Origin of the sequence: Anaerotignum propionicum (genome assembly GCF_024461735.1) — a bacterium.
GTDB lineage: Bacteria > Bacillota > Clostridia > Lachnospirales > Anaerotignaceae > Chakrabartyella.
Map to the genome: position 1 here is coordinate 144,111 of NZ_JANGAD010000002.1, position 25,240 is coordinate 169,350.

The 25,240-nt window shown below is 42.0% G+C and carries 18 protein-coding genes and 1 tRNA gene; 6 read left to right on the top strand and 13 right to left on the bottom strand.

The window, feature by feature from the left end; translation table 11 throughout:
* Nucleotides 1-63: 63 nt before the first annotated feature.
* The 8 genes from rbr to argC form a co-directional block, all read right to left on the bottom strand.
* Entirely contained in the window at nucleotides 64-603 is a 540-nt protein-coding gene (rbr, locus tag NE558_RS03280; protein WP_256148481.1) for a rubrerythrin, read from the bottom strand.
* Between the two features lie 249 nt (nucleotides 604-852).
* A complete protein-coding gene (gene carB, locus NE558_RS03285; RefSeq protein ID WP_256148482.1) occupies nucleotides 853-4,890 on the bottom strand; it encodes a carbamoyl-phosphate synthase large subunit in 4,038 nt (1,345 codons plus the stop codon).
* Nucleotides 4,877-5,965, bottom strand: a complete 1,089-nt coding sequence (locus NE558_RS03290) for a carbamoyl phosphate synthase small subunit (RefSeq protein WP_256148483.1) — start codon at nucleotides 5,963-5,965, stop codon at nucleotides 4,877-4,879. The genes carB and NE558_RS03290 overlap by 14 nt, the downstream gene beginning before the upstream one ends.
* Nucleotides 5,966-5,981: 16 nt before the next feature.
* Nucleotides 5,982-6,887: an ornithine carbamoyltransferase gene (argF, locus tag NE558_RS03295; RefSeq protein WP_256148484.1), complete on the bottom strand. Its 906-nt coding sequence runs from the start codon at nucleotides 6,885-6,887 to the stop codon at nucleotides 5,982-5,984.
* 156 nt (nucleotides 6,888-7,043) lie between these two features.
* Complete coding sequence (locus NE558_RS03300; RefSeq protein WP_256148485.1) at nucleotides 7,044-8,216, bottom strand: acetylornithine/succinylornithine family transaminase; 1,173 nt, start codon at nucleotides 8,214-8,216, stop codon at nucleotides 7,044-7,046.
* A gap of 318 nt (nucleotides 8,217-8,534) precedes the next feature.
* Nucleotides 8,535-9,428 carry an acetylglutamate kinase gene (gene argB / locus NE558_RS03305; protein WP_256148486.1) on the bottom strand — a complete coding sequence of 298 codons (894 nt, stop codon included), beginning with the start codon at nucleotides 9,426-9,428 and terminating at the stop codon, nucleotides 8,535-8,537.
* Nucleotides 9,409-10,623 carry a bifunctional glutamate N-acetyltransferase/amino-acid acetyltransferase ArgJ gene (gene argJ / locus NE558_RS03310; protein WP_256148487.1) on the bottom strand — a complete coding sequence of 405 codons (1,215 nt, stop codon included), beginning with the start codon at nucleotides 10,621-10,623 and terminating at the stop codon, nucleotides 9,409-9,411. The genes argB and argJ overlap by 20 nt, the downstream gene beginning before the upstream one ends.
* 17 nt (nucleotides 10,624-10,640) lie before the next feature.
* Nucleotides 10,641-11,570 (bottom strand): N-acetyl-gamma-glutamyl-phosphate reductase, encoded by a 930-nt coding sequence (gene argC, locus NE558_RS03315; protein WP_256148488.1) that lies wholly within the window; start codon nucleotides 11,568-11,570, stop codon nucleotides 10,641-10,643.
* Nucleotides 11,571-11,999: 429 nt separating this feature from the next.
* Here argC and NE558_RS03320 point away from each other — a divergent pair, with 429 nt between their 5' ends.
* The 3 genes from NE558_RS03320 (at nucleotide 12,000) to NE558_RS03330 (ending at nucleotide 15,309) form a co-directional block, all read left to right on the top strand.
* On the top strand, nucleotides 12,000-12,881 hold the full coding sequence (locus tag NE558_RS03320; protein ID WP_256148489.1) for an aldo/keto reductase: 882 nt from the start codon (nucleotides 12,000-12,002) through the stop codon (nucleotides 12,879-12,881).
* A 299-nt stretch (nucleotides 12,882-13,180) separates the two neighbouring features.
* Entirely contained in the window at nucleotides 13,181-14,197 is a 1,017-nt protein-coding gene (locus tag NE558_RS03325) for an alpha-hydroxy-acid oxidizing protein (protein WP_256148490.1), read from the top strand.
* A gap of 257 nt (nucleotides 14,198-14,454) precedes the next feature.
* Nucleotides 14,455-15,309, top strand: a complete 855-nt coding sequence (locus NE558_RS03330) for a CPBP family intramembrane glutamic endopeptidase (RefSeq protein WP_256148491.1) — start codon at nucleotides 14,455-14,457, stop codon at nucleotides 15,307-15,309.
* 129 nt (nucleotides 15,310-15,438) lie between these two features.
* Here the strand turns inward: NE558_RS03330 and asnS are convergent, their stop codons facing one another.
* From asnS to NE558_RS03355, 5 genes are all read right to left on the bottom strand, one after another.
* Nucleotides 15,439-16,833, bottom strand: a complete 1,395-nt coding sequence (gene asnS, locus NE558_RS03335) for an asparagine--tRNA ligase (protein ID WP_256148492.1) — start codon at nucleotides 16,831-16,833, stop codon at nucleotides 15,439-15,441.
* A gap of 79 nt (nucleotides 16,834-16,912) precedes the next feature.
* Nucleotides 16,913-17,884 carry a peptide-methionine (R)-S-oxide reductase MsrB gene (msrB, locus tag NE558_RS03340; protein ID WP_256148493.1) on the bottom strand — a complete coding sequence of 324 codons (972 nt, stop codon included), beginning with the start codon at nucleotides 17,882-17,884 and terminating at the stop codon, nucleotides 16,913-16,915.
* Between the two features lie 282 nt (nucleotides 17,885-18,166).
* Nucleotides 18,167-18,994 carry a carbon-nitrogen hydrolase family protein gene (locus tag NE558_RS03345; protein WP_256148494.1) on the bottom strand — a complete coding sequence of 276 codons (828 nt, stop codon included), beginning with the start codon at nucleotides 18,992-18,994 and terminating at the stop codon, nucleotides 18,167-18,169.
* Between the two features lie 208 nt (nucleotides 18,995-19,202).
* Nucleotides 19,203-20,045: a type II CAAX endopeptidase family protein gene (locus tag NE558_RS03350; RefSeq protein WP_256148495.1), complete on the bottom strand. Its 843-nt coding sequence runs from the start codon at nucleotides 20,043-20,045 to the stop codon at nucleotides 19,203-19,205.
* Nucleotides 20,046-20,303: 258 nt separating this feature from the next.
* Entirely contained in the window at nucleotides 20,304-21,680 is a 1,377-nt protein-coding gene (locus NE558_RS03355; protein WP_256148496.1) for a sodium-dependent transporter, read from the bottom strand.
* Between the two features lie 222 nt (nucleotides 21,681-21,902).
* On the opposite strand from NE558_RS03355, the gene NE558_RS03360 reads away from it, so the two are divergent.
* From NE558_RS03360 to NE558_RS03370, 3 genes are all read left to right on the top strand, one after another.
* Entirely contained in the window at nucleotides 21,903-23,153 is a 1,251-nt protein-coding gene (locus tag NE558_RS03360; RefSeq protein WP_256148497.1) for a serine dehydratase subunit alpha family protein, read from the top strand.
* Nucleotides 23,154-23,343: 190 nt separating this feature from the next.
* Nucleotides 23,344-24,894: an alanine/glycine:cation symporter family protein gene (locus NE558_RS03365; protein ID WP_256148498.1), complete on the top strand. Its 1,551-nt coding sequence runs from the start codon at nucleotides 23,344-23,346 to the stop codon at nucleotides 24,892-24,894.
* A 241-nt stretch (nucleotides 24,895-25,135) separates the two neighbouring features.
* Nucleotides 25,136-25,208, top strand: a tRNA-Phe gene (locus NE558_RS03370).
* Nucleotides 25,209-25,240: the final 32 nt, after the last annotated feature.

Here is a 25,240-nt window from a genome sequence, read left to right on the forward strand (position 1 = left end):
CAGGGGGCATCAATTCTCTTTTTGTTTCTGTGTATCTTTTAAAATTACTGAGGAAAATACGCCTTAGTAATTTTGGGAAGCCAAACGGAAATAGGACTGAGGGTGATTGCAAACTGGACAGAGCCCAGGAGCATCCTTACCAACATGTCTGTGACCACAGTTTTCACACTGCCATACGCTTTCTTCCTCTTTTGAAAATACTGCACCAGTCTTTACATTTTCTAAAAGCTGGCGATATCTTTCTTCATGTTCCTTTTCAATCTTTGCTACTGCTTCAAAAAGATAAGCGATACGGTCAAAGCCTTCTTCTTTTGCTTCTTTTGCAAAGTTTGCATACATATCTGTCCATTCATAGTTTTCGCCCATTGCTGCATCCAAAAGGTTTTCAGCTGTGGTAGGCACTGTGCCACCGTGTAACAGTTTAAACCAGATTTTTGCATGTTCCTTTTCATTGCCGGCAGTTTCTAAGAAAAGAGCAGCAATTTGCTCGTAACCTTCTTTTTTTGCCACACTTGCATAGTATGTATATTTATTTCTTGCCTCAGATTCACCTGCAAATGCGGTTTTTAAATTCGCTTCTGTTTTAGAGCCTTTCAGTTCCATAAAAACACCTCCGAGATCATTGAATTTTAATATTTATATATGTCTTCTCTTTATGTGTATTATATATTAAATAATAATAATTGTCAACAAATAAAACGATTTTTGGCGATTAATTTTACTATATTAGGAAATGTATTGAAGTTTGGTTAAGGTCATATTTTTTTTAAGCTAAAGTGTTTCGATAGCCAAAAAAACTGTAGCTTTTTCAAAAGGAGCCGACATTATCGGCTCCCATGAAGTATAACTTGATTAAATTTCGATAATGCCTTCAAAGTCCTTACGGGCATCACCGGTCATGGTAATATTGTTTTCGTCACAGTGAATAATTAAATCTCCACCACGAAGCTTCACAGTAATATCCTGCTTATCGGGGCAATGTCCCAAAGCAACTGCCGCCGCCGCTACAGCACAAGCACCTGTACCACAGGCCATGGTTTCCCCAATGCCTCTTTCCCATACCCGCATACGCAAGGTTGTACGGTCTTCCACGGAGGCAAAGGAAATATTCGCCCGTTCGGGGAAGAAAGGCGCATGCTCCAGCATAGGGCCCACTTCATCCAAAGGTATATATTCTACATCCTCTGTGAAAATCACACAGTGTGGATTGCCCATGGAAAGGCAGGTAATAAAGTATTCCTTATTGCCAACAGTAACTGCTTTGTGAATCACAGGCTCATCACCCAGTGTAACGGGAACAGCCTTGGGATTAAAGTCTGCCTGTCCCATATGCACCAAAACGGAGTAAACTTCATTTTCACGAACAAAAAGCTCCAACTGCTTCACGCCGTTTCCTGTTTCGATGCTCACGTTTTCTGATTGTATCATATGGTTATCATACAGATATTTTGCAACACAGCGGATAGGATTTCCTGCAACTGCAGACTCTGTACCGTCAGCGTTAAACATACGCATTTTTGCGTCAGCTATGGTTGAAGGCTCAATAAGCACAATGCCATCACCACCGATGCTGTTACGACGGCTGGAAAGCCATACACTTAAAAATTCAGGATTTTTAATTTCCTGTTCAAAACAGTTAAAGTAGATATAATCGTTGCCACTGCCACGCATTTTTGTGAAATGCAGCTTTTCCTTTTCTCTGGGCAAATGGGCAATATCAATGAGTTCCATATTATTTAGGTGGAATCCGCTGAATAAAGCGTTTACCAAGGCATTTGTGGTATCAATGCTGGTAAGGCAGAAAATACCACGTTCCGTTGCTTTTCTACGCAGTTTTACGCTGGCAAGCTGGGGCAAGGTGCTTTTATTGGAAGTGGAAACCATATACTGAATTTTTCCGCTTTCCAAAAGCTCCATAATTTCATCAATGCCCTCTACCATAGTAGGCAGCTCCGTTACTGGGATATCATATTTTTTCAGCTCATAAGCTGTACCTTCTGTTGCATAGAGCTGAAAGCCTAATTCATGCAATTTTCTTGCAGGATGAACCACCTCAACTTTATCCCGCTTTTTCACTGTCAGCAGTACGCCGCCACGCTGTTCCATGTGGTAGCCTGCCCCTGCTAAGCCTTTATAGATAGCTTCTTCCAAAGTACGCCCAATACCCAAGACCTCCCCTGTGGACTTCATTTCAGGCCCAAGGTGGGTATCCACATCTGTCAGCTTCTCGAAGGAGAATACAGGCACTTTTACTGCAGAAAATAGGGATTGACGGTATAAGCCTGTGCCGTAAGGCAAGTCTGCAAGTTTTTTACCCAGCATCACCTGTGTAGCAATATCAACCACAGGCAAGCCTGTTACTTTGCTGATATAAGGAATGGTTCTGGAAGCACGAGGGTTGGCTTCGATAATATAGATTTCATTCTCAAAAATAACATACTGTATATTAATCAAGCCTCTGGTTTCCAATGCCAATGCCAATTTTTCCGTTGCTTCGATTAAGCGACGAGTAAGGGGGCCGCTCAGGTTCCATGCAGGGTAGACAGCAATAGAGTCACCGCTGTGAACGCCGGCACGCTCCACATGCTCCATAATCCCCGGAATGAGCACAGCTTCACCATCGCAGATTGCGTCAACTTCAACCTCAGTACCCATGAGATATTTGTCTACCAAAATAGGATTTTCAATGCCCCCTGCCAGAATAATATCCATATAACGAGCGACTTCCTCATCAGAAAAGGCGATAATCATATTTTGACCACCCAAAACGTAGGAGGGGCGTACCAGAACAGGGTAGCCAAGCTGGTTTGCCGCATGTAATGCATCTTCTTTTGTCATAACGCCAAAGCCCTTTGGTCTGGACATCTGCAATTCCTCAAGAATGGCATCAAATTTCTCTCTGTCCTCCGCGGCATCAATGCTTTGAGCAGAGGTGCCTAAAATACGCACACCTGCTTCGGATAGAGCCTTTGTCAGCTTAATTGCCGTTTGTCCGCCAAAGGCAACAACAACGCCATAGGGCTGTTCTGTGGCGATAATATCCATTACATCCTCAGGGGTAAGGGGTTCAAAATAAAGACGGTCGGCAGTGTCAAAGTCAGTGGATACGGTTTCAGGGTTATTGTTCACCATAACCACGTCATAGCCTTCCTCTTTTAATGTCCAAACGCAGTGAACGGAAGCATAGTCAAACTCAATACCCTGACCAATACGGATGGGGCCGGAACCAAATACGATAACAGTTTTCTTGCCGCTGTTATGGGATTCGATGAATTCTGCAGCTTCGTTTTCTGTGTCATAGGTTGCGTAGAAATAAGGGGTTTGAGCCGCAAATTCCGCCGCACAGGTATCAACCATTTTATAAACAGAGTTTCTGTGGGGATGGGTTTGTCCCGATAGGCTGAAAATGGTCTTATCCAAAAAGCCCGTATTTTTTGCCAACACATATAATTCTTCGTTGAGGGTCTCTTTTGCTAAGCGTTGTTCCACCTCTAAAATATTCATGAGCTTGCCTAAGAACCACTCATCAATGAGGGTAATTTTATGAACCTCCTCGATAGAAAGGCCACGTTTCAACGCCTCGTATACCACAAAAAGTCTGCGGTCTGTGGCTTCGTCTAGCATTTCTCTGATTTCCTCGGTGTTGTTTTCCTCGAGAATTCCTAAATTTAGGGTATTCATGGAGATTTCTGCACCACGAACTGCCTTTAAAAGTGCCTGCTCAAAGGAAGGTGCGATGGACATAACTTCCCCTGTAGCCTTCATCTGGGTGCCAAGCTTTCTTTTTGCGTAAACAAATTTGTCAAAAGGCCATTTTGGCAGTTTTACAACAACGTAGTCCAAGGTTGGCTCAAAGAATGCGCTGGTTTTGCCGGTTACAGCGTTTTCGATTTCCCCAAGGGTCAGTCCAACGGCAATCAGAGCCGCAACCTTGGCAATGGGGTAACCTGTGGCTTTGGATGCCAAAGCAGAGGAGCGGGAAACACGGGGGTTTACCTCAATAACCGCATAACGGAAGCTCTCGGGGTCTAAAGCAAACTGAACATTACAACCGCCTTCTACCTGCAATTCGGTAATGATATCCAAAGCGGCAGTACGCAGCATTTGATATTCCTTATCCGCTAAAGTAACAGCAGGGGCGATAACGATGGAATCCCCTGTATGAACGCCAACAGGGTCAAAGTTTTCCATGGAACATACAGCAATTACGTTTCCGTCACCGTCGCGCATAACTTCAAATTCAATTTCTTTCCAACCGGAGATACATTGCTCAACTAAGATTTGATGAATAGGAGAAGCCTCCAAACCACTGCGGGCAATTTCCGATAATTCGGCCTTGTTTTTGGCGATACCGCCGCCGCTTCCCCCCAATGTAAAGGCGGGACGCACAATAACGGGATAGCCAATGTAATCCGCAAAGGTTAAAGCACTTTCAATATCTGTAACTACTTCAGAGGGGATGCAGGGCTGATTCAGCTTTTCCATGGTTTCCTTAAACAGCAAACGATCTTCAGCTTTATCAATGGTTTCCAAACGAGAGCCTAACAGAAGGACACCTTCCTGCTCCAAGAAACCTTCTTTTGCCAATTGCATTGACAAGGTTAAACCATTTTGCCCACCCAATGTGGATAGAAGGCCGTCAGGCTTTTCCTTTTTAATAATTCGTTTGATGACGTCAATTTTTAACGGTTCAATATATATCTTATCTGCAATGGCATTATCCGTCATAATGGTAGCGGGATTGGGGTTAATTAAAATAACCTCAAGACCTAAGGACTTCAACGCACGGCATGCTTGGGTGCCGGCATAGTCAAATTCTGCCGCTTGTCCGATAACAATAGGGCCAGAGCCAATAATCATAACACGTTTCAATTTTTTATTCAGCGGCATTTTCTTTCCCTCCCATTAAAGACATGAATTGTTCAAACAAAAAGTTGGTATCCTTGGGTCCGCCGCAAGCTTCTGGATGAAACTGTACGGAGAAAGCAGGGATATCAGTATATTCGATTCCTTCGCAGGTGTTATCGTTTACATGGGTAAAGGAGAGCACAGCAGAAGGCGGTAATGTTTCGGATTTAATGGCATAGCCATGGTTTTGGCTGGTGATATACAGTCTGCCTGTTGGGGTATAGCGTACAGGCTGATTTGCACCTCTATGACCATATTTCAATTTTGTGCTGATAGCACCCTTTGCCAAAGCCAGCATTTGGTGTCCAAGGCAGATACCGAAAATTGGTGTTTTGCTTTGGGCAGCCTTGCCAATATTTTCGATAATGCTTTTGTTATCGGAGGGGTCTCCGGGGCCGTTAGAAAGGAGTATACCGTCAGGTTTTAAGCTCAAAATTTCCTCTGCTGTGGTTTGCGCGGGAACAACGGTGAGCTTACAGTCTCTTTTGATTAATTCATCCCCCATGTTTTTCTTATAGCCAAAATCCCAAAGTACGACATGCTTTTTCCCTGTAGGATTTAGCACATATGCCTCTTTGCAGGTTACCTTATCCACACTGCTGCTTAAAGCGGCATTGGAAAGGCTTCTGGAAAAGGCATCCATATCTTGTGGGATTTCGTTTACAATAGCGGCATTCATTACGCCGTATTCACGAATAATCTTTGTCAAGGCACGGGTATCTAAATCGCAAAGACCGATTACCCCTTGTTGTTCCAGATATGCCCCTAAGGTACCCTCGTTTCTAAAGTTAGAGGGCAATTCGCAGATATTTCTTACGATATATGCAGAAAGGGAGGGGGATTGGCTTTCAAAATCATCGGGAATTACCCCATAATTTCCAATCAACGGGAAGGTTTGCACTACTATTTGACCGTGATAGCTGGGATCGGTCAAGGTTTCCAGATAACCTTCCATTCCTGTTGTAAAAACCAACTCTGCTGTAATTTCGCCTTCTTTACCAAAGCGTGTTGCGGGAAAAACTTTTCCGTTTTGCAGAACCAAATATGCTTTTTTCATCGTTTTTCACATCCTATCAGCCCATTAATTTTACGAGAATTGCTTTCTGTGCATGAAGACGGTTCTCCGCTTCATCAAAAATTTCGTCTGCGTGTGCCTCAAAAACATCAGCGGTAATTTCTTCGCCTCTGTGGGCAGGCAGGCAGTGCTGAACCATACAGCCGTTGTTGGTCAGTGCCATCAATTCTGCATTGATTTGATAGCCATCGAATGCCTTGGCACGAATGGCCTGTTCTTCCTCTTGACCCATGGATGCCCAAACGTCGGTAATCATTACGTCGGCATTTTTTGCCGCAACCTTAGGGTCATCAGTGAGAATAAATTTATCGCCGTATTCCTTGGCAAAATCAAGAATCTTGCCGTCGGGACGATAGCCCTCGGGGCAAGCAATGCTTACTGTCATACCAACCTTTAAGCCACCTACGATTAAGGAATTGGCCATATTGTTACCATCACCGATGTAGCACATCTTTAGGCCTTCTAATTTGCCTTTATGTTCACGAATGGTTTGCAAATCCGCCATAACCTGACAGGGGTGGCAGAAGTCTGTCAAGCCATTGATGATGGGAATGGAGCCGTATTTTGCAAGGGTTTCCACTTCATTTTGTTCATAAGTACGAATCATAATGCCGTTTAAATAACGGGAAAGAACACGAGCGGTATCCTCGGTGGGTTCTCCGCGGCCGATTTGGGCATCTTTGGAGCTGATGAAAAGGGCATGTCCGCCTAACTGATACATTCCTGTTTCAAAGGAAACACGGGTACGGGTAGAGGATTTCTCAAAAATCATGCCTAAGGTTTTGCCTTTTAAGAAATGGTGCTCTTTACCCTCCTTCACATATTTTTTCAACTGATCAGCCAAGTCTAAAAGCTCGATAATTTCTTCTGTTGTACAATCTAACAACTTTAAAAAGTGCTTCATTCGTTTCATGCCTCTCTTTCTAGTGCGCCTGGGAAATAGTTAATATACAGCGCAAAACGCAGGAGGACATGGGCGGATTTTTCTAACAGGGAATCTTTGAGATTGCCCAAAACCACTTAGCCTGAAGCTGCGTTTTGCGGAATACCTTATTGTATTTTACATTGATTTTAATACATCCGCTAGTATGGTGAGACCTTTTTCCAGTTCTTTTCTGGTAATGGTTAAAGGTGGTAAAAGTCTTACCTTTGTTTTTGCAGAAAGTACCATTAATCCGTTATCCAAGCATTTTTGAATAACATCTTTTGCATCTATATCAAGGCTTACGCCAAGCATCATGCCCATGCCTACCACATCGGTGACATGGGGCATAGTTAATATCTGATTTTTAATAAATTCACCTTTTTTTTGAACCTCAGCCAGAAAATCATCATTCAAACGGTTCAAAATTTCAACAGAACCCGCACAAACAACGGGATTGCCGCCAAAGGTGGAGCCATGATCTCCGGCAGACAAGCATTCTTCTGTTTTTTCTCCGAATAATACGCCGCCAATGGGCAACCCGCCACCAAGACCCTTAGCACAGGATACTAAATCGGGGTGAATGCCAAATTGCTGATAGCTGAAGAAGGAACCGGTTCTGCCGATGCCTGTCTGCACCTCATCCACAATAAAGAGGATGTCCTTTTCTTTGCAAGCGTTATATACAGCCGTTACATACTGCTGATTCAAAGGAAGAACGCCGCCTTCACCCTGAACCATTTCCATAATAACAGCACATACATCATCCGTCAATTTGGAAAGGGTATCTTCCAAATCATTTGCTTTTGCGAAAACAAGGCCGTCTACAAAGGGGAAGAAATAGTTATGGTATGCATCCTGACCGGTTGCAGAAAGGGTAGCCAAAGTTCTGCCGTGGAAGGAATTTTCCAAGGCCACAATGGTGCTTCTACCTTTGCCATATTTTAAGAAGCTATATTTTTTTGCCGCTTTAAACACGCCTTCGTTAGCCTCGGCGCCACTATTGGCAAAGAACATTTTTTTCATGCCGCTTTTCTCACAGACCAATTTTGCGGCTTCCCCGCAGGGAGCGGTATAGTACAGGTTTGATGTGTGCTGTAATTTTTGAAGCTGTGCTGTGACTGCTTCAATCCAGGCCTTATCGCAAAAGCCCAGTGCATTTACGCCGATACCGCTGGTCATATCTATATATTCTTTACCCTCTACATCATAGCAGGTGGCATTTTTACCGTGGTCAAGAGCCACAGGGTAGCGGCCGTAGGTATGCATGATATATTCCTGGTCTTGTTGTTTGATTTCTACAAAGCTCATTTGGTTCACCTTCCTTTATTAAGATTAAGTTCAAGTTCAAGGTCAAAAGCAAGACCTTGGGACGCTGTCCCAAACCTTGCAAGGGATTTCATCCCTTGACTCTTTATGCAAAAACTTCGTTTTTGCGAGGAAATGAAAATTTATTTTTAGAAAGCGGAAAGGTTTGGGAAACGAAGAGTTTTCCAAATGGAACACGCAAGAGGCGCTTTGCCCCTTCGAGGAGAACAGGGAGTTTCAAGACCTTTTAGGTCGCAGGAACTCATTTGTTTGACCTCTGTATTCTTGAAAAAAGCTTGAAGGAACTGAGCTTTTTTCAAATTACTTTATAAACATGGTTCCAACACCCTCGTCAGAGAACATTTCAATCAAGATGGAATGTACAATCCGGCCGTCTATCATGACTGCTTTTTCTACGCCGGATAATACGGACTTTTTTAGACTCTTCACCTTGGGTATCATGCCGCCGCTGATAATCCCGTCATTAATCAGTGTTTCCACTTCGTCTATTTTTACCACAGGTATCAAAGAGTTTTCATTCGAAATATCCCGCATCAAACCTCTAATGTCAGTAAGAGTAATGATGTTTTCTGCTTTTAACGCTGCCGCAATCTCTGCCGCCGCTGTGTCTGCATTAATGTTATAGGTCTGTCCTTGGCAATCTGTGCCAACGGTGGCGATTACGGGGATGTATCCACTTTGTATTGCTTGGGTAATGGGCTCTGTATTGATTTCTGTAATTTCTCCCACATATCCATAGTCCCCTTGGATTTTTTTCGCCTTAATCATTCCTCCGTCAATACCACAAAGACCAATGGCCTTTCCCCCCAATTGCCCGATGAGGGAAACCAAATCTTTGTTGGTTTTCCCCGCTAAAACCATCTGAACAACCTCTGCGGTTTCCTCGTCTGTATACCGCAAACCATCTATAAAACGAGAGGGGATGTCCAGTTTTTTTAACATGCCACTGATTTCAGGGCCGCCCCCATGCACCAGTACTACATGTATTCCCACTAAAGAAAGCAGGATAATATCGCTCATAACGGCTTTTTTCAACTCTTGATGAATCATTGCATTGCCGCCGTATTTTATTACGACGGTTCTGCCTGTATATTTTTGTATATAAGGCAATGCCGCTGTTAAAACCTTTGCCTTTATGTTGTTGCAGTCTGTGACCATTTTTTCTGCCTCCCCATCAAGTGCGGTAATCTCCATTGATTTTCACATAATCATAGGTTAGGTCGCAGCCCCACGCCGTTGCGGTGCCTTCCCCTTGATTCAGTTCTACTTGAATATGAATTTCTTGTTCCAAAAGAATATTTTTAGCCACTTCCTCGTCAAAGGCAACCCCTGCACCATTCTCGCAAACGTGAATACTGCCCTTTGGTGAGGAAATATCTACTGAAATGGTATCTACTTGGAAATCTCCTTCCGTATAGCCGATGGCACAAAGAATTCGTCCCCAGTTGGCATCTGCCCCAAACATTGCTGCCTTTGTCAAGCTGGAGGTAATAATGGATTTGGCGATTGCCTTTGCCAAAGGGGTAGTTGGTGCACCATTTACGGTGCATTCCATAAGCTTTGTAGCGCCTTCACCATCCCCAGCAATTTTCTTAGCCATAGAAGTACAAATTTCCTTGATTACCGTTAAAAAGGCTTCAAAGTCTGTACCTTCTGCTTCAATTACAGGATTTTCTGCCATTCCGTTTGCCATAATGGAGACCATATCGTTGGTGGAGGTATCCCCATCCACGCTGACCATGTTAAAGGTATCATCAACGGCCAATTTTAACGCTTTATTCAGCATCGGGGCAGAAATTGCCGCATCTGTTGTTAAGAATCCCAGCATGGTTGCCATGTTAGGATGAATCATGCCGCTTCCCTTTGCCATTGCACCAATGGTCACTGTTTTGCCGCCGATTTCAATGATATAGGCTTCTTCCTTTGCTTTGGTATCGGTGGTCATAATGGCTTCTGCCGCCAAAGCTCCGCCGTCTGTTGTGAGTTGAGGTGCTAATTCCTTGATTCCATTTGCAATAGGTTCAAGGGGAAGCACAGCACCGATGACCCCTGTGGAAGCAATGATAATATCCTGGGGGGAGAGCCCTAAAGCCTCCGCTGTCATTTGGCACATTGCCTCTGCCTTTTCCACGCCGTCGGCGTTACAGGTGTTTGCGTTGCCGCTGTTGCAAATCATAGCCTGAGCCATTCCGTTTGCAATGTTGTTTTTGGTCACGGTAATAGGAGCACCGTACACTTTATTTTGTGTATAAACTGCCGCCGCCGTACATGGGGTTTGGCTGTAAATCATAGCTAAGTCTTTTTTCATCTGGCTTGCACGCACGCCGCAATGTAAGCCGCCGGCGAGAAAGCCCTTAGGTGCAGTAACACCACCTGTTATTTTCTCCATAAAATTTCCTCCTTTGTTTATATCAATGATTCGGTTTCGTCTAAACCGAGGACAATATTCATATTTTGCACTGCCGCTCCAGAAGCACCTTTACCTAAGTTATCAAAAACGCTGGTGATGGTTATTCGTTGGTCGTTTCCTTCGATATAAAGGGTTAAGCCATTGCTATCTGCCAATAAATTCGATGCCAGAAAACCACTTTCTTCATGGGCGATTTTAATAAAATTGGAATCCTTATAAAAATCCTGAAAGAAATCAATGAGCTCTGCCTTTGTAACTTTTTTCAAAAAAAGGTCTGTATGCAGAGGGATGCAGGTTTCCATACCGCGGTAGAAATCACACACAATGGGCGTAAATACCGGTGGAGCGGAAATTCCTGTTACATACTGCATTTCAGGCAAATGCTTATGGGTTTGATTTAATCCATATTGTCTTGGACTTTCGTATGCACTGGGTCTGTCAGTAGCTTCAAATTCCTGAATCATGCCTTTGCCACCGCCGCTGTAGCCTGTGATGCTGTGGGCAGAGAAGGGATAATCAGGGCTTAGAATACCCAGCTTTACCAAGGGATATGCCGCCGCAATAAAGCCTGTTGCATGACACCCGGGGTTGGCTATACGCTTTGCTTTTGCAATCTCTTGTCTATGAGCGGGAGAAAGCTCCGGAAAGCCGTAAGTCCAAAGTGGGTTGGTTCTATGGGCGGTACTGGCGTCGATGATGCATACATGGGGGTTCTCCACCAGAAGAACTGCTTCTTTTGCCGCCTCATCGGGTAAACAGAGGAACACAACGTCTGCACTGTTCATTAGTCTTTTTCTCTCGGCTTCATCCTTTCTCAGCTCTTCGCTGATGAGCATGAGCTCAATATTTGGATGATGCTCCAGACGCTGACGCAGCTGCAAGCCCGTTGTACCTACTTGGCCGTCTATGTAAACTTTATATTTCATAGCCTTGTTCCCCTTTTCAAACAATTTATTTTTTTATATTATATACCTTTCAAATAGAAAGTCAATATGAAAATGCATAATTATACAATTTTGTGAATTGAAGATGGTTTGTAGTCATTTACACAAGAGGGATGGATAAATATAAATAAAAATAATAGAAAACATTTTAAGAAATTTAGATAAATTATTATAAATACAGGATATAAGCCTTTATTTCATTGTGTGGGCTTTTTAGAATTTCAATCACTCTGTGTGAATAATATACGGTATTCAACCAATTATTCAATTTTTTTACGGAAATAACCGTAGATTATGCAAAAAAAGCGCCTAAAGAGAGGTATAAATATAAGTTGTGGATTATGCCAAAGGAATATCCCATAGTATGGCGAACAGTAAACATAGTTGAAATTACGAAAGGAGGGTATTCATATGGAATATTTGAAAATGACAGAAGGGCTTTCTTTTTCCCGCATCATACAGGGCTTTTGGCGTTTGGTTCAATGGGAGTGGAATACAAAAGAGCTGGAGGCTTTTATGCAAGGGTGCGTGGAACGGGGGGTCACCACCTTTGATACCGCAGAAGTGTATGGTTTTGGAGAATGTGAAACTCAATTAGGACGGGTGTTTGCTAGAAATCCGGCATTACGCAAAAAAATTCAGCTGGTAAGCAAAACGGGAATTTTTAATCATGATGGCTTTAAATATTATGATACTTCCTATGATAGGATTAAAACTTCATGCAAGGAAAGTCTGCAACGTCTTTCCTGTGATTCATTGGATTTGTATTTGATTCATCGGGAAGACCCTTGCTTTGATCCTCAGGAAACGGGAAGGGCGTTACTGGAATTGAAGAATGAGGGGCTGGTGAAGGAAATTGGTGTGTCAAACTTCGACCCAATTAAATTTCAAGCACTAAATCAATTTTGCGAAAATCAGCTTTGCACCAATCAGATAGAATGGAATCCTTGTTGCGACGAGCATATTCATTCAGGAATGATTGACTTGTTGACACAAAATAAGCTTCATCCAATGATTTGGTCACCCTTGGCAGGGGGAAAACTATTTACTTCCCAAGAGGCGCCTTATATAAAGGTTAAAGATAAGCTCTTGGAAATTGCACAGCGGCATGGTGTGGAGGCGGAGGTCATTGCCTATGCGTGGTTATTGTATCATCCTGTAAAAGCAATGCCAATTGTGGGAAGCAGTAAGCTTTCTCGTTTGGATAGCGCAATAAAAGCCTTGGAGGTAAAATTGGAACGCTGGGAGTGGTATGAAATTTATACTGCGAGTGCAGGGACTAGATTAAGATAGACAAATAGATTAAAAATGGTAATTTATGAGGAGAGAGTGTTTTGTCTATTTTTTGGGTCTAACATTTCACTTTGTAGGACAGTAGAAATGCTGAATGAAAAAGATATTTTCTCCAAAAATAAACTTCACTTCCATCTGGATGACTAAGCAATGAAGTTGAATAAAATATTATGGAAAAACAGGGGATGAACATAGTTCTAAGATATGAAACCCTATTTCAAAAAGGGTGTAAGAATTTGATTTCCTAATTTTCTTGTGATATGATAGGCCTAAAAAAAGAAAAAGGGGTGTCTAAAATAATGACATATGATGAAATATTAAAGAGTGCAAGAGAATGTATTGGCGATAAGTGCTTTGCCTGTCCTGTTTGTAACGGAAAGGCTTGCGGAAATAAGTTGCCGGGCCCTGGTGCAAAGGGTATTGGCGATGCGGCGGTACGTAATTATGAGGCTTGGAAAAAAGTTTATCTTAATATGGATACCATCTATGAAAATAAGCCTATAGATACCTCTATCACCCTATTTGGTAAGCACTTTGACTATCCGTTTTTTGCAGGCCCTGTAGGTGCCATTCAGCTGCATTACAGCGATAAATATAATGATATTACATATAATGATGTTTTGGTTTCCGCTTGCAGTGAACACGGGATTGCCGCATTTACCGGCGATGGCGTAAATCCTCAGGTTATGGAGGGTGCCACCAAAGCAATTAAGACAGCAGGGGGCTTGGGTATCCCCACAATAAAGCCTTGGAATAAGGAAACCATAGAAGAGAAAATGCAGTTGGTTTCTAAAAGTGATGCTTTTGCCGTTGCCATGGATATTGATGCGGCAGGATTGCCCTTTTTGAAAAATCTGACTCCTCCTGCAGGCAGCAAAACAGTGGAAGAATTAAAAGAAATCATCGCCCTGATTGAAACACCCTTTATTGTAAAAGGAATTATGAGTGTAAAGGGTGCCTTAAAGGCAAAAGAAGCAGGTGCAGATGCCATTGTTGTTTCAAACCACGGTGGCAGAGTATTAGATGGCTGTGCCGCAACGGCAGATGTTTTGGAAGAAATTGTGGCGGCAGTAGGGGATAGCATGAAAATCTTCGTAGACGGGGGTATCCGTACTGGTGGCGATATTTTTAAAGCCCTAGCCTTAGGCGCAGATGGAATTATTATTGCAAGACCTTTTGTTTCAGCGGTATTCGGCGGCGGTGGAGAAGGGGTTAAGGCTTATATCAATAAAATTGGCGAGGAACTAAGAGATACTATGGCCATGTGTGGTGCCACCAGCATTGCTGAAATCACAAGAGATATGGTAAGAAGATAAGCCTTGCCTTAAATATATGAGTTTTGTAAAGGTGGCAATTGCATGAGAGTTGTAATTGGCACCTTTTTATAAATAGAGTAAAGGGAAATGTGCTTTGCGGCCTGAGGGAATAGAAGGGCTCTTAAGAGAATTGTCATCAAGGTTTATTTAAAAGGCGGATATTGATTTCTTATTAAATAGATTTCTTTCACAATGATATTTGAGAAATCTATTATTTTAACAAGTGAGTATATTCTCATTTAAAGAAGGAGTGTGGCATGAAAACAGAAAACAAAAAAATGGGAATATTGCTGATTCTAATCATTTATGGAGTATGTTTTATTTTTCGAGGCTTTGAATATTTCATCTTACAAACGGACAGAGGATTTTTTGGTGAGGCATTTCTGCATAAAATGGTGGGGATATGCATTCTCTTTTTTACGTTGAGATACTTTTGCATTTCTTGGAGAGCGATTGGCTTTTCAAAAGTAAAACCGGGTAAGTATCTGGCGTATGGCATACTGTTAGGAATATTGGTGTTTCTCCCTGCTTATGGCACAGAATTTATCATGCAAAATATCTCAGGAAATGCACCAACACTGCAATGGTATGTGACCAGCTACAGCATACAAGGTAATCTGGGTAATCAAACCGCTTTATTTTTTTATATTATGTGTATTGCAGGAAATATAATAAATGTGGTAATGGAGGAGGGGATTTTTCGAGGGTTATTTCTGAAAATTGCAGAAAAAAAATACTCCTTTTTGTGGGCAACCATTCTTTCGTCTGTGCTATTCGGGCTTTGGCATATAGCGGCACCAATGCGCAGTTTTTTAGAAGGGGATATCAATATTTTCTCTGCCTTCATGGCAATGCTTAGCTTGACCATTATGTCGGGCTTGATGGGAGCAAAGCTGTGTATGCTGACAAAAATTTTCGGAAATCTTTGGGTGCCCATGGCAGACCATTTTGTGAATAATACCATAGTGAATTTATTGCATATTACTGCAGTTTCGGGGGCAGACCATTTGCAAGTGATGCGTATTGCCATTGCCCAAACCTTATCATTTTTCATTGTTCTTTTTCTGTATTGGAAAACCAAGGCAAGTAAAAAGGATACCTTTCGTGAATAGGAAACTAACACAGGAATAAAACAGGACAGTTTTCTCGGTGAATTTTTACAGAAACTCAAAAGACCCCATTGCAATTTTTTGCAATAGGGTCTTTTTTATGTGCTAAATAGCAAGCACGCTTTATTATTATTAGAATTCTGCGTTCTTTACCGTTCTTGGATAAGGCAGTACATCACGAATATTGCCCATACCTGTCAAGTACATTACTGCACGCTCAAAGCCCAAGCCAAAGCCTGCATGTCTGGTGCCACCGTATTTTCTAAGGTCAAGATACCACCAGTAATCCTCTTTGTTCAGTCCCAGCTCGTCCATACGTTGCTCCAGAAGGTCTAAGCGTTCCTCTCTCTGGCTTCCGCCGATGATTTCACCAACACCGGGCACCAAAAGATCCATTGCGGCAACGGTTTTGTTATCCTCATTCATGCGCATATAGAAAGCCTTAATCTCCTTGGGATAGTTTGTAACGAAAACAGGCTTTTTGAAAATTTGCTCTGTCAGATAACGTTCGTGCTCTGTTTGCAAATCAATACCCCATTCAACAGGATATTCAAAAACTTGTCCACTTTCAATCAACAATTCCACAGCCTTTGTATAGGTTACACGGCCAAATTCATTGTCCAAAATATTTTGCAGTCTTTCCAGCAGAGTTTTATCCACAAAGCTGTTGAAAAATTCCATTTCCTCGGGAGCATTTTCCAATACATAGCGGATGATGTATTTCAGCATATCTTCCGCCAATTCCATATTATCCTCAAGGTCAGCAAACGCCATTTCAGGCTCAATCATCCAAAATTCTGCCGCATGACGGGCTGTATTGGAGTTTTCAGCACGGAAAGTAGGGCCGAAGGTGTATACATTACGGAATGCCATAGCAAAGGTTTCTGCGGAAAGCTGACCGCTTACGGTCAAATTTGTTTCTTTTCCGAAGAAATCCTTGGAGAAATCAATTTTTCCATCCTCTGTTTTTGGCAGGTTATTTAAGTCTAATGTGGTTACACGGAACATTTCCCCTGCACCTTCACAGTCACTGCCTGTGATGATAGGTGTGTGGGCGTAAACAAAGCCTCTTTCCTGAAAGAAATTGTGAATGGCATAGGCAATCAAGCTTCTTACACGGAAGGTTGCGGAGAACATATTTGTTCTGGGGCGCAAATAAGCAATCTGGCGTAGGAATTCAACGCCGTGGCGCTTTTTCTGCAAAGGATATTCAGGAGCAGAGGTGCCTTCTACCTGAATTTCTGCCGCCTTTAACTCGAAGGCCTGCTTAGCGTCAGGTGTTTCCATCAAAGTTCCTTTTACAATCAAAGCGGCACCAACGCCTTGCTTTGTAATTTCTGTATAATTAGATAAGGCTTCCGCTTCAAATACAACCTGAAGGTTTTTGAAGAAAGAGCCGTCGTTTAGCTCAATAAAGCCAAAATTTTTGGAAACACGCATGGTACGAATCCAACCGCCGATGGTTACCTCTTTGCTTGCATAGGCAGCCGTATCACGGTAGATTGATTTTACTGTTGTCAAATCCACTAGAGATCGCTCCTTTTCTTATAACTGAATTCATATGTCCTTTATTTTAGCCTCCTGCCGCAAAAAACACAACCATTTTCTATAGAAAAGGTAAAAATTCGCCATATCCTTCCTGCTCCATGTCTTTTTTCGCAATAAAACGCAGGGCGGCGCTGTTGATGCAATAGCGAAGTCCGCCTAATTCTTTTGGACCATCGTTAAAAACATGTCCCAGATGGGCATTACCCGACCGACTGCGTACCTCTGTACGAATCATATTGTGGGTAATGTCATCATATTCCAAAATGGTATTAGGATCTAATGGCTTTGCAAAGGCAGGCCAACCACATGAGGATTGAAATTTATCTTTCGAAGTAAATAGGGGTTCTCCTGTGGTAATATCCACGTAAATTCCTTCTTCTTTGGTTTCCCAGTATTTGTTGAAAAAGGGGGGTTCCGTCTCATTCTCTTGGGTTACAGCAAATTGCAGAGGGGTAAGCTTTTCCTTCAGAACAGCTTTTTCCGGCTTTGGATAATCATTTTGGTTAATGATACGCTGTTTTTGTTTCGCAATCTTTTCATAATTAATATGGCAGTAACCCCCGGGGTTTTTGGTTAGATATTTTTGGTGATAATCCTCCGCTTCAATAAATTGTAGCAAGGGTAGATTTTCCACCACAACAGGACGGTCATATTCTTGTTGTAATTCCTTTAAAAAGGCGGCGATGATTGACTCCTGGGTTTGGCTGGTATAATAAATGCCCGTACGATACTGAATGCCAATATCCATGCCCTGTCTGCCCATGGAGGTTGGGTCTACGGTATAAGCGTATTCCTTAAGAATTTGGTTCAGGCTGATTTTATCCGGGTCAAAAACTACTTCTACGGTTTCTGCGTGACCCACACCACGGCAAACCTGCTCATAGGTAACGGTTTGGGGGAGTTTGAATTCCCGACCTTCCTTTTTTCCCAAAGCGTAGCCCACGCGGGTGGAAATGACGCCTTCTATAGATTCCATATACTGTTCAGTGCCCCAAAAACAGCCACCAGCCAGATAAATTGTTTCTTGCATATTTCATTCCTCCTTTAAAAGGTTAAACCGTGGGTTTCACCCACACCCACTTGCTTTTTTGAAAAAAGCAAGACCAAAAACTTATATTAAAACCCCATATGCATGGGGTTTTAGATGGGTCAATGGGTGAACCCCTTGTGGGTGTTTGAGAGCAAAGCCCTCGAGATTTTGACCTTGTCTACAAGCTGTTTCCCACACAAAAACGTAGTTTTTGTACAAATGGGTCAAGGGAGGTATCCCTTGCAGGGTTTGGGACAGCGTCCCAAGACCTTGAGACCTTGCTTATTTATTATTAGAAATATCAGACAGACGGTATAAATCCGTACGGCGATGCTTCAAAAGTGGTAACTCTCTGCGTACTTTCTCCAAATATTCAAAATCCCATTCAACAAAAGCAATTTCTTCTTTTTCCTCAAGCTGTACCTGAACTCGTCCCCAAGGGTCGGTGGAAATGGTGTGCCCCCAAGCAACATAGGATGCATCCATATCCCTGGCAGGAGCAACCCCTGCCATATAAAGCTGATTGTCTAACGCCCTCGCACGGAAGGAGAGCTCCCAATGAGCTGGGCCAGTGGTCATATTAAAAGCGGCAGGCACAATGATTCCCTTTGCGCCTTGAAGCGCCAAAAGACGAGCAAGCTCAGGGAAACGGATGTCATAACAAATCATAAGTCCTAATTTTCCCCATGGTGTATCAAAGGTGGTAAATTCCTCGCCGGGCGTTAAAACGTCGGATTCCATAAACCGCTGGCCGCCCTCTACATTGATATCAAATAAATGCATTTTACGGTGCTTTTCAACTCTGCGGCCTTTTGGGTCAAATACAAAAGAGGTATTATAGATTTTATCCTTAAATTTTTCTGGAACAGAACCGGCTATAATATAGATTCCGTATTCCTTAGCCAATGCGCCTATTTCTAAAAGAAAGGGGTCGTCCTTATCCATGGCGAAACGAGGGAAACAGCTGTTGTCATAGGGACAAGCAAACATTTCCGGAAAAACGGCAATGTCAAATTTCTCTTTTGCGGCTTTTGCCAGAAGGGTTTTTGCTTTTACCAGGTTTTCTTCAGGGGTGCTTTTTACTTGCATCTGAATTAAGGCTAATTTCATGAAATATCTCCTCCGCTCTTTTTGTTTTGAGTATAGCATGGTTTTTGGAAAGAAAAAAGTATTATTCTGTCAGGGATTTTTTAAAAAATACGCTTTTTTGCAATGGATAGGATGAGATGAAAGAAGATAAGACGCTGTCATCAATAATTTTTTTCAAAATAATTTCACAGGCCAACCCGGGTTTCAAGGATAGCCTGTGAAATAAATGCTAAACGGTTTCATATGAAGTATCATTTTCTATTTCGGAATTAGTATATTTCCAGTTTGATTTTGTAAAGCGATGCAACCAAATTGCCCCAATGAAGATTAGAAATACAACAAATACGATATCCGTGGAAGATAACGGGGCAGCAGTGTCTGCAGCAATTTCGGTGGTCGTTGTGTTTGCAACCAGGCTTTTTAGTAGAATAGCCAGTAAGTTATGGACAAAATGAATTGCAATGCAGGGAATTAAGCTATGATATTTTTTGTATAGTATACAGAGAACAAAACTAACTATAGCCGGGGAAATGCCCTTTATACCATGCATCAATCCGAAAACCAAAGAGGTGATAAGGATGGATTTTTTTGCGGAATAATTAATCTCTAGTTTCTCCAATAAAAATCCACGAAATAAAATCTCTTCGCAAATCGGTGCAAGTAGGCAGGATAAGATAAAGAACTGTATCCAATCCATTGTACCTATTGGGGGTAAGTTTAAAGTTCCATCCGTGGGCAAAGCGCTAAAAGCGGTAAGGAGTATACTTAGAAAAAGCAAGATACCTACACCTAGTATTTCTGGGAATATAGCTCCGGCTAATGTTTCAGAAACGCGAATGCGGACCGGTTGAAACCATATTTTAAAATTTAGGTTATTTTTGCGAAGCTTGCGGTAAAGCAAGACTAGTGGCGCAAAATAAAGACCTAGAGAACCAAGGAGTTTTCCAATAATGCCAGTTCCGGTATTCAATATCACATCTAAGCCTATTCCAAGTATAATAAAGAAGAAACAAGAAAAAAGACTAATAAAAAACATACTTAGAAGACTCGTTTTTTTCAAAGCTTCTTTCAAGTCAACACCTCCTATTTAATGACAAAATTGTTTCTAGTATAGCATGGTTGTTAATTATATTCCATAATTTTACTTATTCTTAAGACTTTCGTTTGTATTTACTTTTGCAGAGATTAAAAAATACTTTTGCAATTAAAAAAAGACTCAGTCAGATTAACAGGTCTTTTTAAGGGTGAGACAGCATCATTGGTGGAGGGTGCTGTCTCACCTATCATATTCATGTTTTGCTTTATGAAAATAGGCATTTACCTTAATATATCAATGAAAAAACAACGATTTATAACCCATTACAAATACAAATAACACAATCAAAGGTAAAATCCATTGAATATAAAAGCGGATAGATTTAGGAAATTTTAAGCCTTTGCCACTGTTGGCTTCTGCCATAAAATGATCCCAGCCCCAGCCAATTTTTAAGGAGCAGAATAAAACATATACCACACTGCCCAAAGGCAAGATATTGTTGCTGACAATAAAGTCCTCAAAATCTAAAATAGAGGAACCTTCTCCTAGAGGTTGAATCCCGCTTAAGATATTAAAGCCCAAAACGCAAGGCATGGAGAGAAGAATGATTGCCAAAAGATTGATTGTAACCACTTTTTTTCTGCTTGCCTTTGTTAAGTCGGTGCCAAAGGAAATTATGTTTTGGAATACGGCAATAACTGTGGACAGTGCGGCAAAGCACATGAACAAAAAGAATAAAGACCCCCACAGGCGCCCACCAGGCATTGCATTAAACACATTGGGTAGGGTAATAAAAATTAAGCTTGGGCCTGCATCAGGATTAATCCCGTAAGCAAAGCAGGCGGGGAAAATAATTAAGCCTGCCATTAAAGCCACCATGGTATCCAAGAAAGTAATAAAAATGGCTTCTCCTGTTAAAGAACGGGAGCGATCGATATAACTGCCGAAAATGGCAATGGCACCCATACCAATGCTAAGGGTAAAAAATGCTTGTCCTAACGCAGCAAATAAAACCTCAACAATACCAAATTCCTTTAAAGCGGAGAAATTGGGGGTAAGATAAAAACGTAGTCCTTCTTCACCGCCCTTTAAGAAGATAGAACGAGTAGCTAAAATTACCATTAGAAGTAACAATAAAAGCATCATGACTTTTGTGATCTTTTCAACGCCTTTTTGTAACCCTTGTCCGCAGATGGCAAAACTGATTAGAACCACTGCAATCATATAACCAGCCATTAAAGTGGGATTTTGCAGCATAGAGCCGAAAATTCCGGCAACCCCATCCTTATCTAACCCAACAAAACTGCCAGCAGACATTTTAATAAAATAATAAAGCATCCAACCTGCAACTGTGGTATAAAACATCATTAAAATGTAATTGCCTGCCATTGCGAAATATTTAAATATATGCCATTTGGTTCCCTTTGGCTCTAAGACATCCATGGACATGGCCACACTTTTTTGGCTGGCACGACCGACGGAAAGCTCTGTTACCATGATAGGGATGCCCAGTATGAGTAAAAACAAAATATAAATGAGAACAAAGGCGGCACCGCCATATTGCCCCGTAATATATGGGAACTTCCAAACATTACCCAGACCGATTGCACAGCCTGCAGAGATGAGGATGAAGCCCAGTCGGGATGAGAATTTTTCTCTTTGCTGATCCATATTACCCTCCTAAAGTAAGCAGTAATTTAACTGCATAAAATATAATAGCTGTTTTATTATAGAGAAGTTCAAAATGAAAAACAAGTAAAAATAGGGAATTATGCTGTATACATGTGTACCTAAGGAGATTTATTAGAAAAAGTCATAGAAAAAAGTGGAATTTTTTTATCTGAAACGCTATACTGAAAACAATTAGGAAAAACATAAGGAGGGGAATAGATAGTGGACTTTACGCAGCTTCTAAAATCTGAAATTCGCCCTGCATTAGGGGTGACAGAGGTTGGTGCCATTGCCCTTGCCACGGCAAGAGCCTATAGCCTAGTGGGAGGCGAGATACTGCATATCGAGGTTCAAATGAATGGAGGTTTGTATAAAAATTCCTTCTCTTGTGGAATTCCCGGTACAAAGGAGCTGGGGTGTAAAATGGCAGCGGCTTTGGGTGCAATTGGAGGTAAGTGGGAGTTGGGCTTGGAGTGTTTAAAGGGGATAACACAAGAGCAGGTGGAAAAGGCAAAACAACTTCCTGTTGAAATTATAATCGCTCAGGATAAGGAAGCCATTTATGTCCAAGGTGAGATTACAACCACAAGAGGTGTGGGCATTGCCCGTATTGAAGGCATCCACGATAATATTACATATGCAGCGAAAAATGATGAGATCCTTTTTCAGACGAAGAGGGGAATGGAGATGGAAAAGAAAGAAGTTGTTCCCTTTGATTCCATTACCATTGAGGATATGGTGGAATACGCGGCTTCGGTTTCCATTCAGGAATTGGATATTATAGAAGAAATGATAGAAATGAACTGCAAGCTTTCTCATTTGGGGGCAGTTGGTGTTGGCTTGGCAATCAGCTCTACCTTAGATGCTTTCCGTGAGAAAGGTGTTTTAGGCAATGATATGATTTATGACGCCCAACGGCTTACCTGTTCTGCTATGGATGCAAGGTTATCCGGCCTTCCGAATCCTGCTATGAGTATTGTGGGTAGTGGCTCCCATGGTATTTTGTGTTCCTTGCCCGTTGTTTCCTATGGAAGAGGCATAAGAGCATCGGAGGAGTGGGTTTTGCGGGCTGTTGCACTGAGTGGCTTAGTTACAATTTATAGTAAGCATTATACAGGCAGGTTATCGCCTCTTTGTGGTTGTGTGTTAGGTGGAGGGAGCGGTGCTGCGGCAGGACTGGTCTTTCTTATGGGGGGCGGTGTCAAAGAGGTTTCCAACGCAATCAATCATATGGCTGCAAATTTAACGGGTATGATTTGCGACGGTGGTAGTATTGGTTGTTCCCTCAAGGCTTCGGCAGGGGTATATTCTGCTTTTCTTTCAGCCATGCTTGCCATGAATCACAAAGCAATTCCAAACAATTTTGGCATTATTGGTGCTTCAGCGGAGGATACAGTTAAGAATCTGGGGCGGATTTCAGCAGAGGGCATGTTTGCTATGGATAGAACCATTATTGATATCATGCAAAGGTAAAACCGTTGGCGGTGCTTTAAGATGGTGATCGTTGTCCAAAATCCATTTGCTCTTTGAAAGGAAATACAACGCCAAAAATATAATTTTTGCTATAGGAGTTTGGGCTCAAGCCTTTACAAAGGCTTGCAGGGTTGGGGACAGAGTCCTCGGACCTTTGCCCGGAAAATTAAAAATTGGGAGGAGATTTATTTTGAAAGAAGTATTTGATGCAGTAAACGGAGTGTTTCAATTTGTCGTGCCAATTGCTGATTTTATGTGGGATTTTCCCACAAATTTTGAATGGTACGCAGCCATTCCCATTTTGGGTAAATTAAGCTTTGCTGTGGTTCTGTTGATTGGCTCGGGGATTTTCTTTACCATCAAAACAGGATTTATCCAGGTTACCCATTTTAAAGAAGGACTTCGTATTCTGACAAAGCAAAGGGCAGCGGCAATTGGTATAACGCCGTTGGCAGCCTTTTTTCTAAGCTCTGCCATGCGGGTTGGTCCCGGGAATATTCTTGGTGTAACAGGTGCTATATCCGTTGGTGGTCCTGGTGCACTGTTTTGGATGTGGGTAAGTGCCTTTTTCGGTATGGCTACAGCCTATATGGAAGCAACATTGGCTCAGATATTTAAGGAGAAAAAGGGAGACGAATTTGTAGGCGGATTACCCTTTTATGGTAAAAAAATCATGGGAGACCGTGCGTGGGTGGGCGTAGCACTATCCTCTATTTTTATCCTTTATGCCATGTTCTGTTTGCCTGCCCAAGCGTTTAATGTGTTCTCTTCCGTGGGCTCCATTGCTCAGGTAGTAACGGGAACTACATATGATAGGACATCTGCTCTTTATTATTTGATTGCGGTTGTATTAGTTGGCGGAACAGGTATCCTTGCCTTTGGCGGCATTAAAAAAATCACAAAGGTTACGGATAAGATGGTTCCAATTATGGCGGTTATTTATTGTCTAACTGTGGTAGTGATTGCTCTTTTAAATTTCCGCACCATTCCTTTTTTCTTTGGTGCTGTTTTTAAAGGTGCGTTTACTCCCGAAGCTGTGTTTGGCGGTTTCTTTGGTACAGCTTTGGTGCAAGGGGTTAAACGTGGGCTCATGTCAAATGAGGCAGGGCAGGGTACCATCACCATGTCTGCCGCCGCATCCAATGCAGAGCATCCTTGCGAACAGGGCTGTGTGCAATCGCTGGGTGTATTTTTAGATACCATTATCATTTGCACCCTTTCAGGTTTTATTGTTGTTATGGCCCAACTTTGGAATAACCCAACGGTGTGGGAAGAACTGCATGGTCAGAAACTTCCCCTATATTTGGCCTCCATCACTTCCCTAACACCGGGAACGGGGGCTGATAGCTTTATAACCCTGTTGGTCAGCTTGTGTTATGGTCTGTTTGCCTATACATGTGTCATCGGATTTATCATTTTTTCGGAAATTGCGGCAAATCGAATCAGTAAGAAAAAAAGCTTTATCAATTTTATTCGAGTTTTAGGTGCGCTGGTGTTTATTCCTTTTGGGGCGGTTTCTGTACTGGCGGGGTTGGAATTGGATAATCTTTGGTATATTTCTGATTTGGGAAATATCATCATTGTGTATTGCAACTTACCGATTATGTTTTTTGGTGCTAAATATGCATTTCGTGCCACAAGGCACTATAAAACAAAAAAAGGGGAACCTTTTACCTCAGAGGTTGTAGGAATCTCATGTGATTATTGGGATGAACGAGCTAAAAATCTGGGGAAGGAATAAATTAACGGCATCACCCCATTATAGGGTACGCCTATTTCACGACCTTTTGGCATGCTGTATGATGGGGTATTATCCTTCAAAATTTGCGAAGTTTTTTATTTTTGAGGGAACGAAAAAACATGAATGATTATCAGAATTTTTGCAGATATTAATGAAATAGTACAATTTGTAATAAAAAAGTAAAATAATTGTTGACTTATGGGGTTTTATTGGATATACTAATATGGCGTCAGAAACATGCGCCCAGATAGCTCAGTCGGTAGAGCAGAGGACTGAAAATCCTCGTGTCGCTGGTTCGATTCCGGCTCTGGGCATTTAGATAGTAATTTTTAATAAATCCTATTAC

Coding starts and splice junctions, on each gene's coding strand:
- rbr (WP_256148481.1), bottom strand. CDS start 603: ATGGAACTGAAAGGCTCTAAAACAGAAGCGAATTTAAAAACCGCATTT.
- carB (WP_256148482.1), bottom strand. CDS start 4,890: ATGCCGCTGAATAAAAAATTGAAACGTGTTATGATTATTGGCTCTGGC.
- NE558_RS03290 (WP_256148483.1), bottom strand. CDS start 5,965: ATGAAAAAAGCATATTTGGTTCTGCAAAACGGAAAAGTTTTTCCCGCA.
- argF (WP_256148484.1), bottom strand. CDS start 6,887: ATGAAGCACTTTTTAAAGTTGTTAGATTGTACAACAGAAGAAATTATC.
- NE558_RS03300 (WP_256148485.1), bottom strand. CDS start 8,216: ATGAGCTTTGTAGAAATCAAACAACAAGACCAGGAATATATCATGCAT.
- argB (WP_256148486.1), bottom strand. CDS start 9,428: ATGGAGATTACCGCACTTGATGGGGAGGCAGAAAAAATGGTCACAGAC.
- argJ (WP_256148487.1), bottom strand. CDS start 10,623: ATGGAGAAAATAACAGGTGGTGTTACTGCACCTAAGGGCTTTCTCGCC.
- argC (WP_256148488.1), bottom strand. CDS start 11,570: ATGAAATATAAAGTTTACATAGACGGCCAAGTAGGTACAACGGGCTTG.
- NE558_RS03320 (WP_256148489.1), top strand. CDS start 12,000: ATGGAATATTTGAAAATGACAGAAGGGCTTTCTTTTTCCCGCATCATA.
- NE558_RS03325 (WP_256148490.1), top strand. CDS start 13,181: ATGACATATGATGAAATATTAAAGAGTGCAAGAGAATGTATTGGCGAT.
- NE558_RS03330 (WP_256148491.1), top strand. CDS start 14,455: ATGAAAACAGAAAACAAAAAAATGGGAATATTGCTGATTCTAATCATT.
- msrB (WP_256148493.1), bottom strand. CDS start 17,884: ATGCAAGAAACAATTTATCTGGCTGGTGGCTGTTTTTGGGGCACTGAA.
- NE558_RS03345 (WP_256148494.1), bottom strand. CDS start 18,994: ATGAAATTAGCCTTAATTCAGATGCAAGTAAAAAGCACCCCTGAAGAA.
- NE558_RS03355 (WP_256148496.1), bottom strand. CDS start 21,680: ATGGATCAGCAAAGAGAAAAATTCTCATCCCGACTGGGCTTCATCCTC.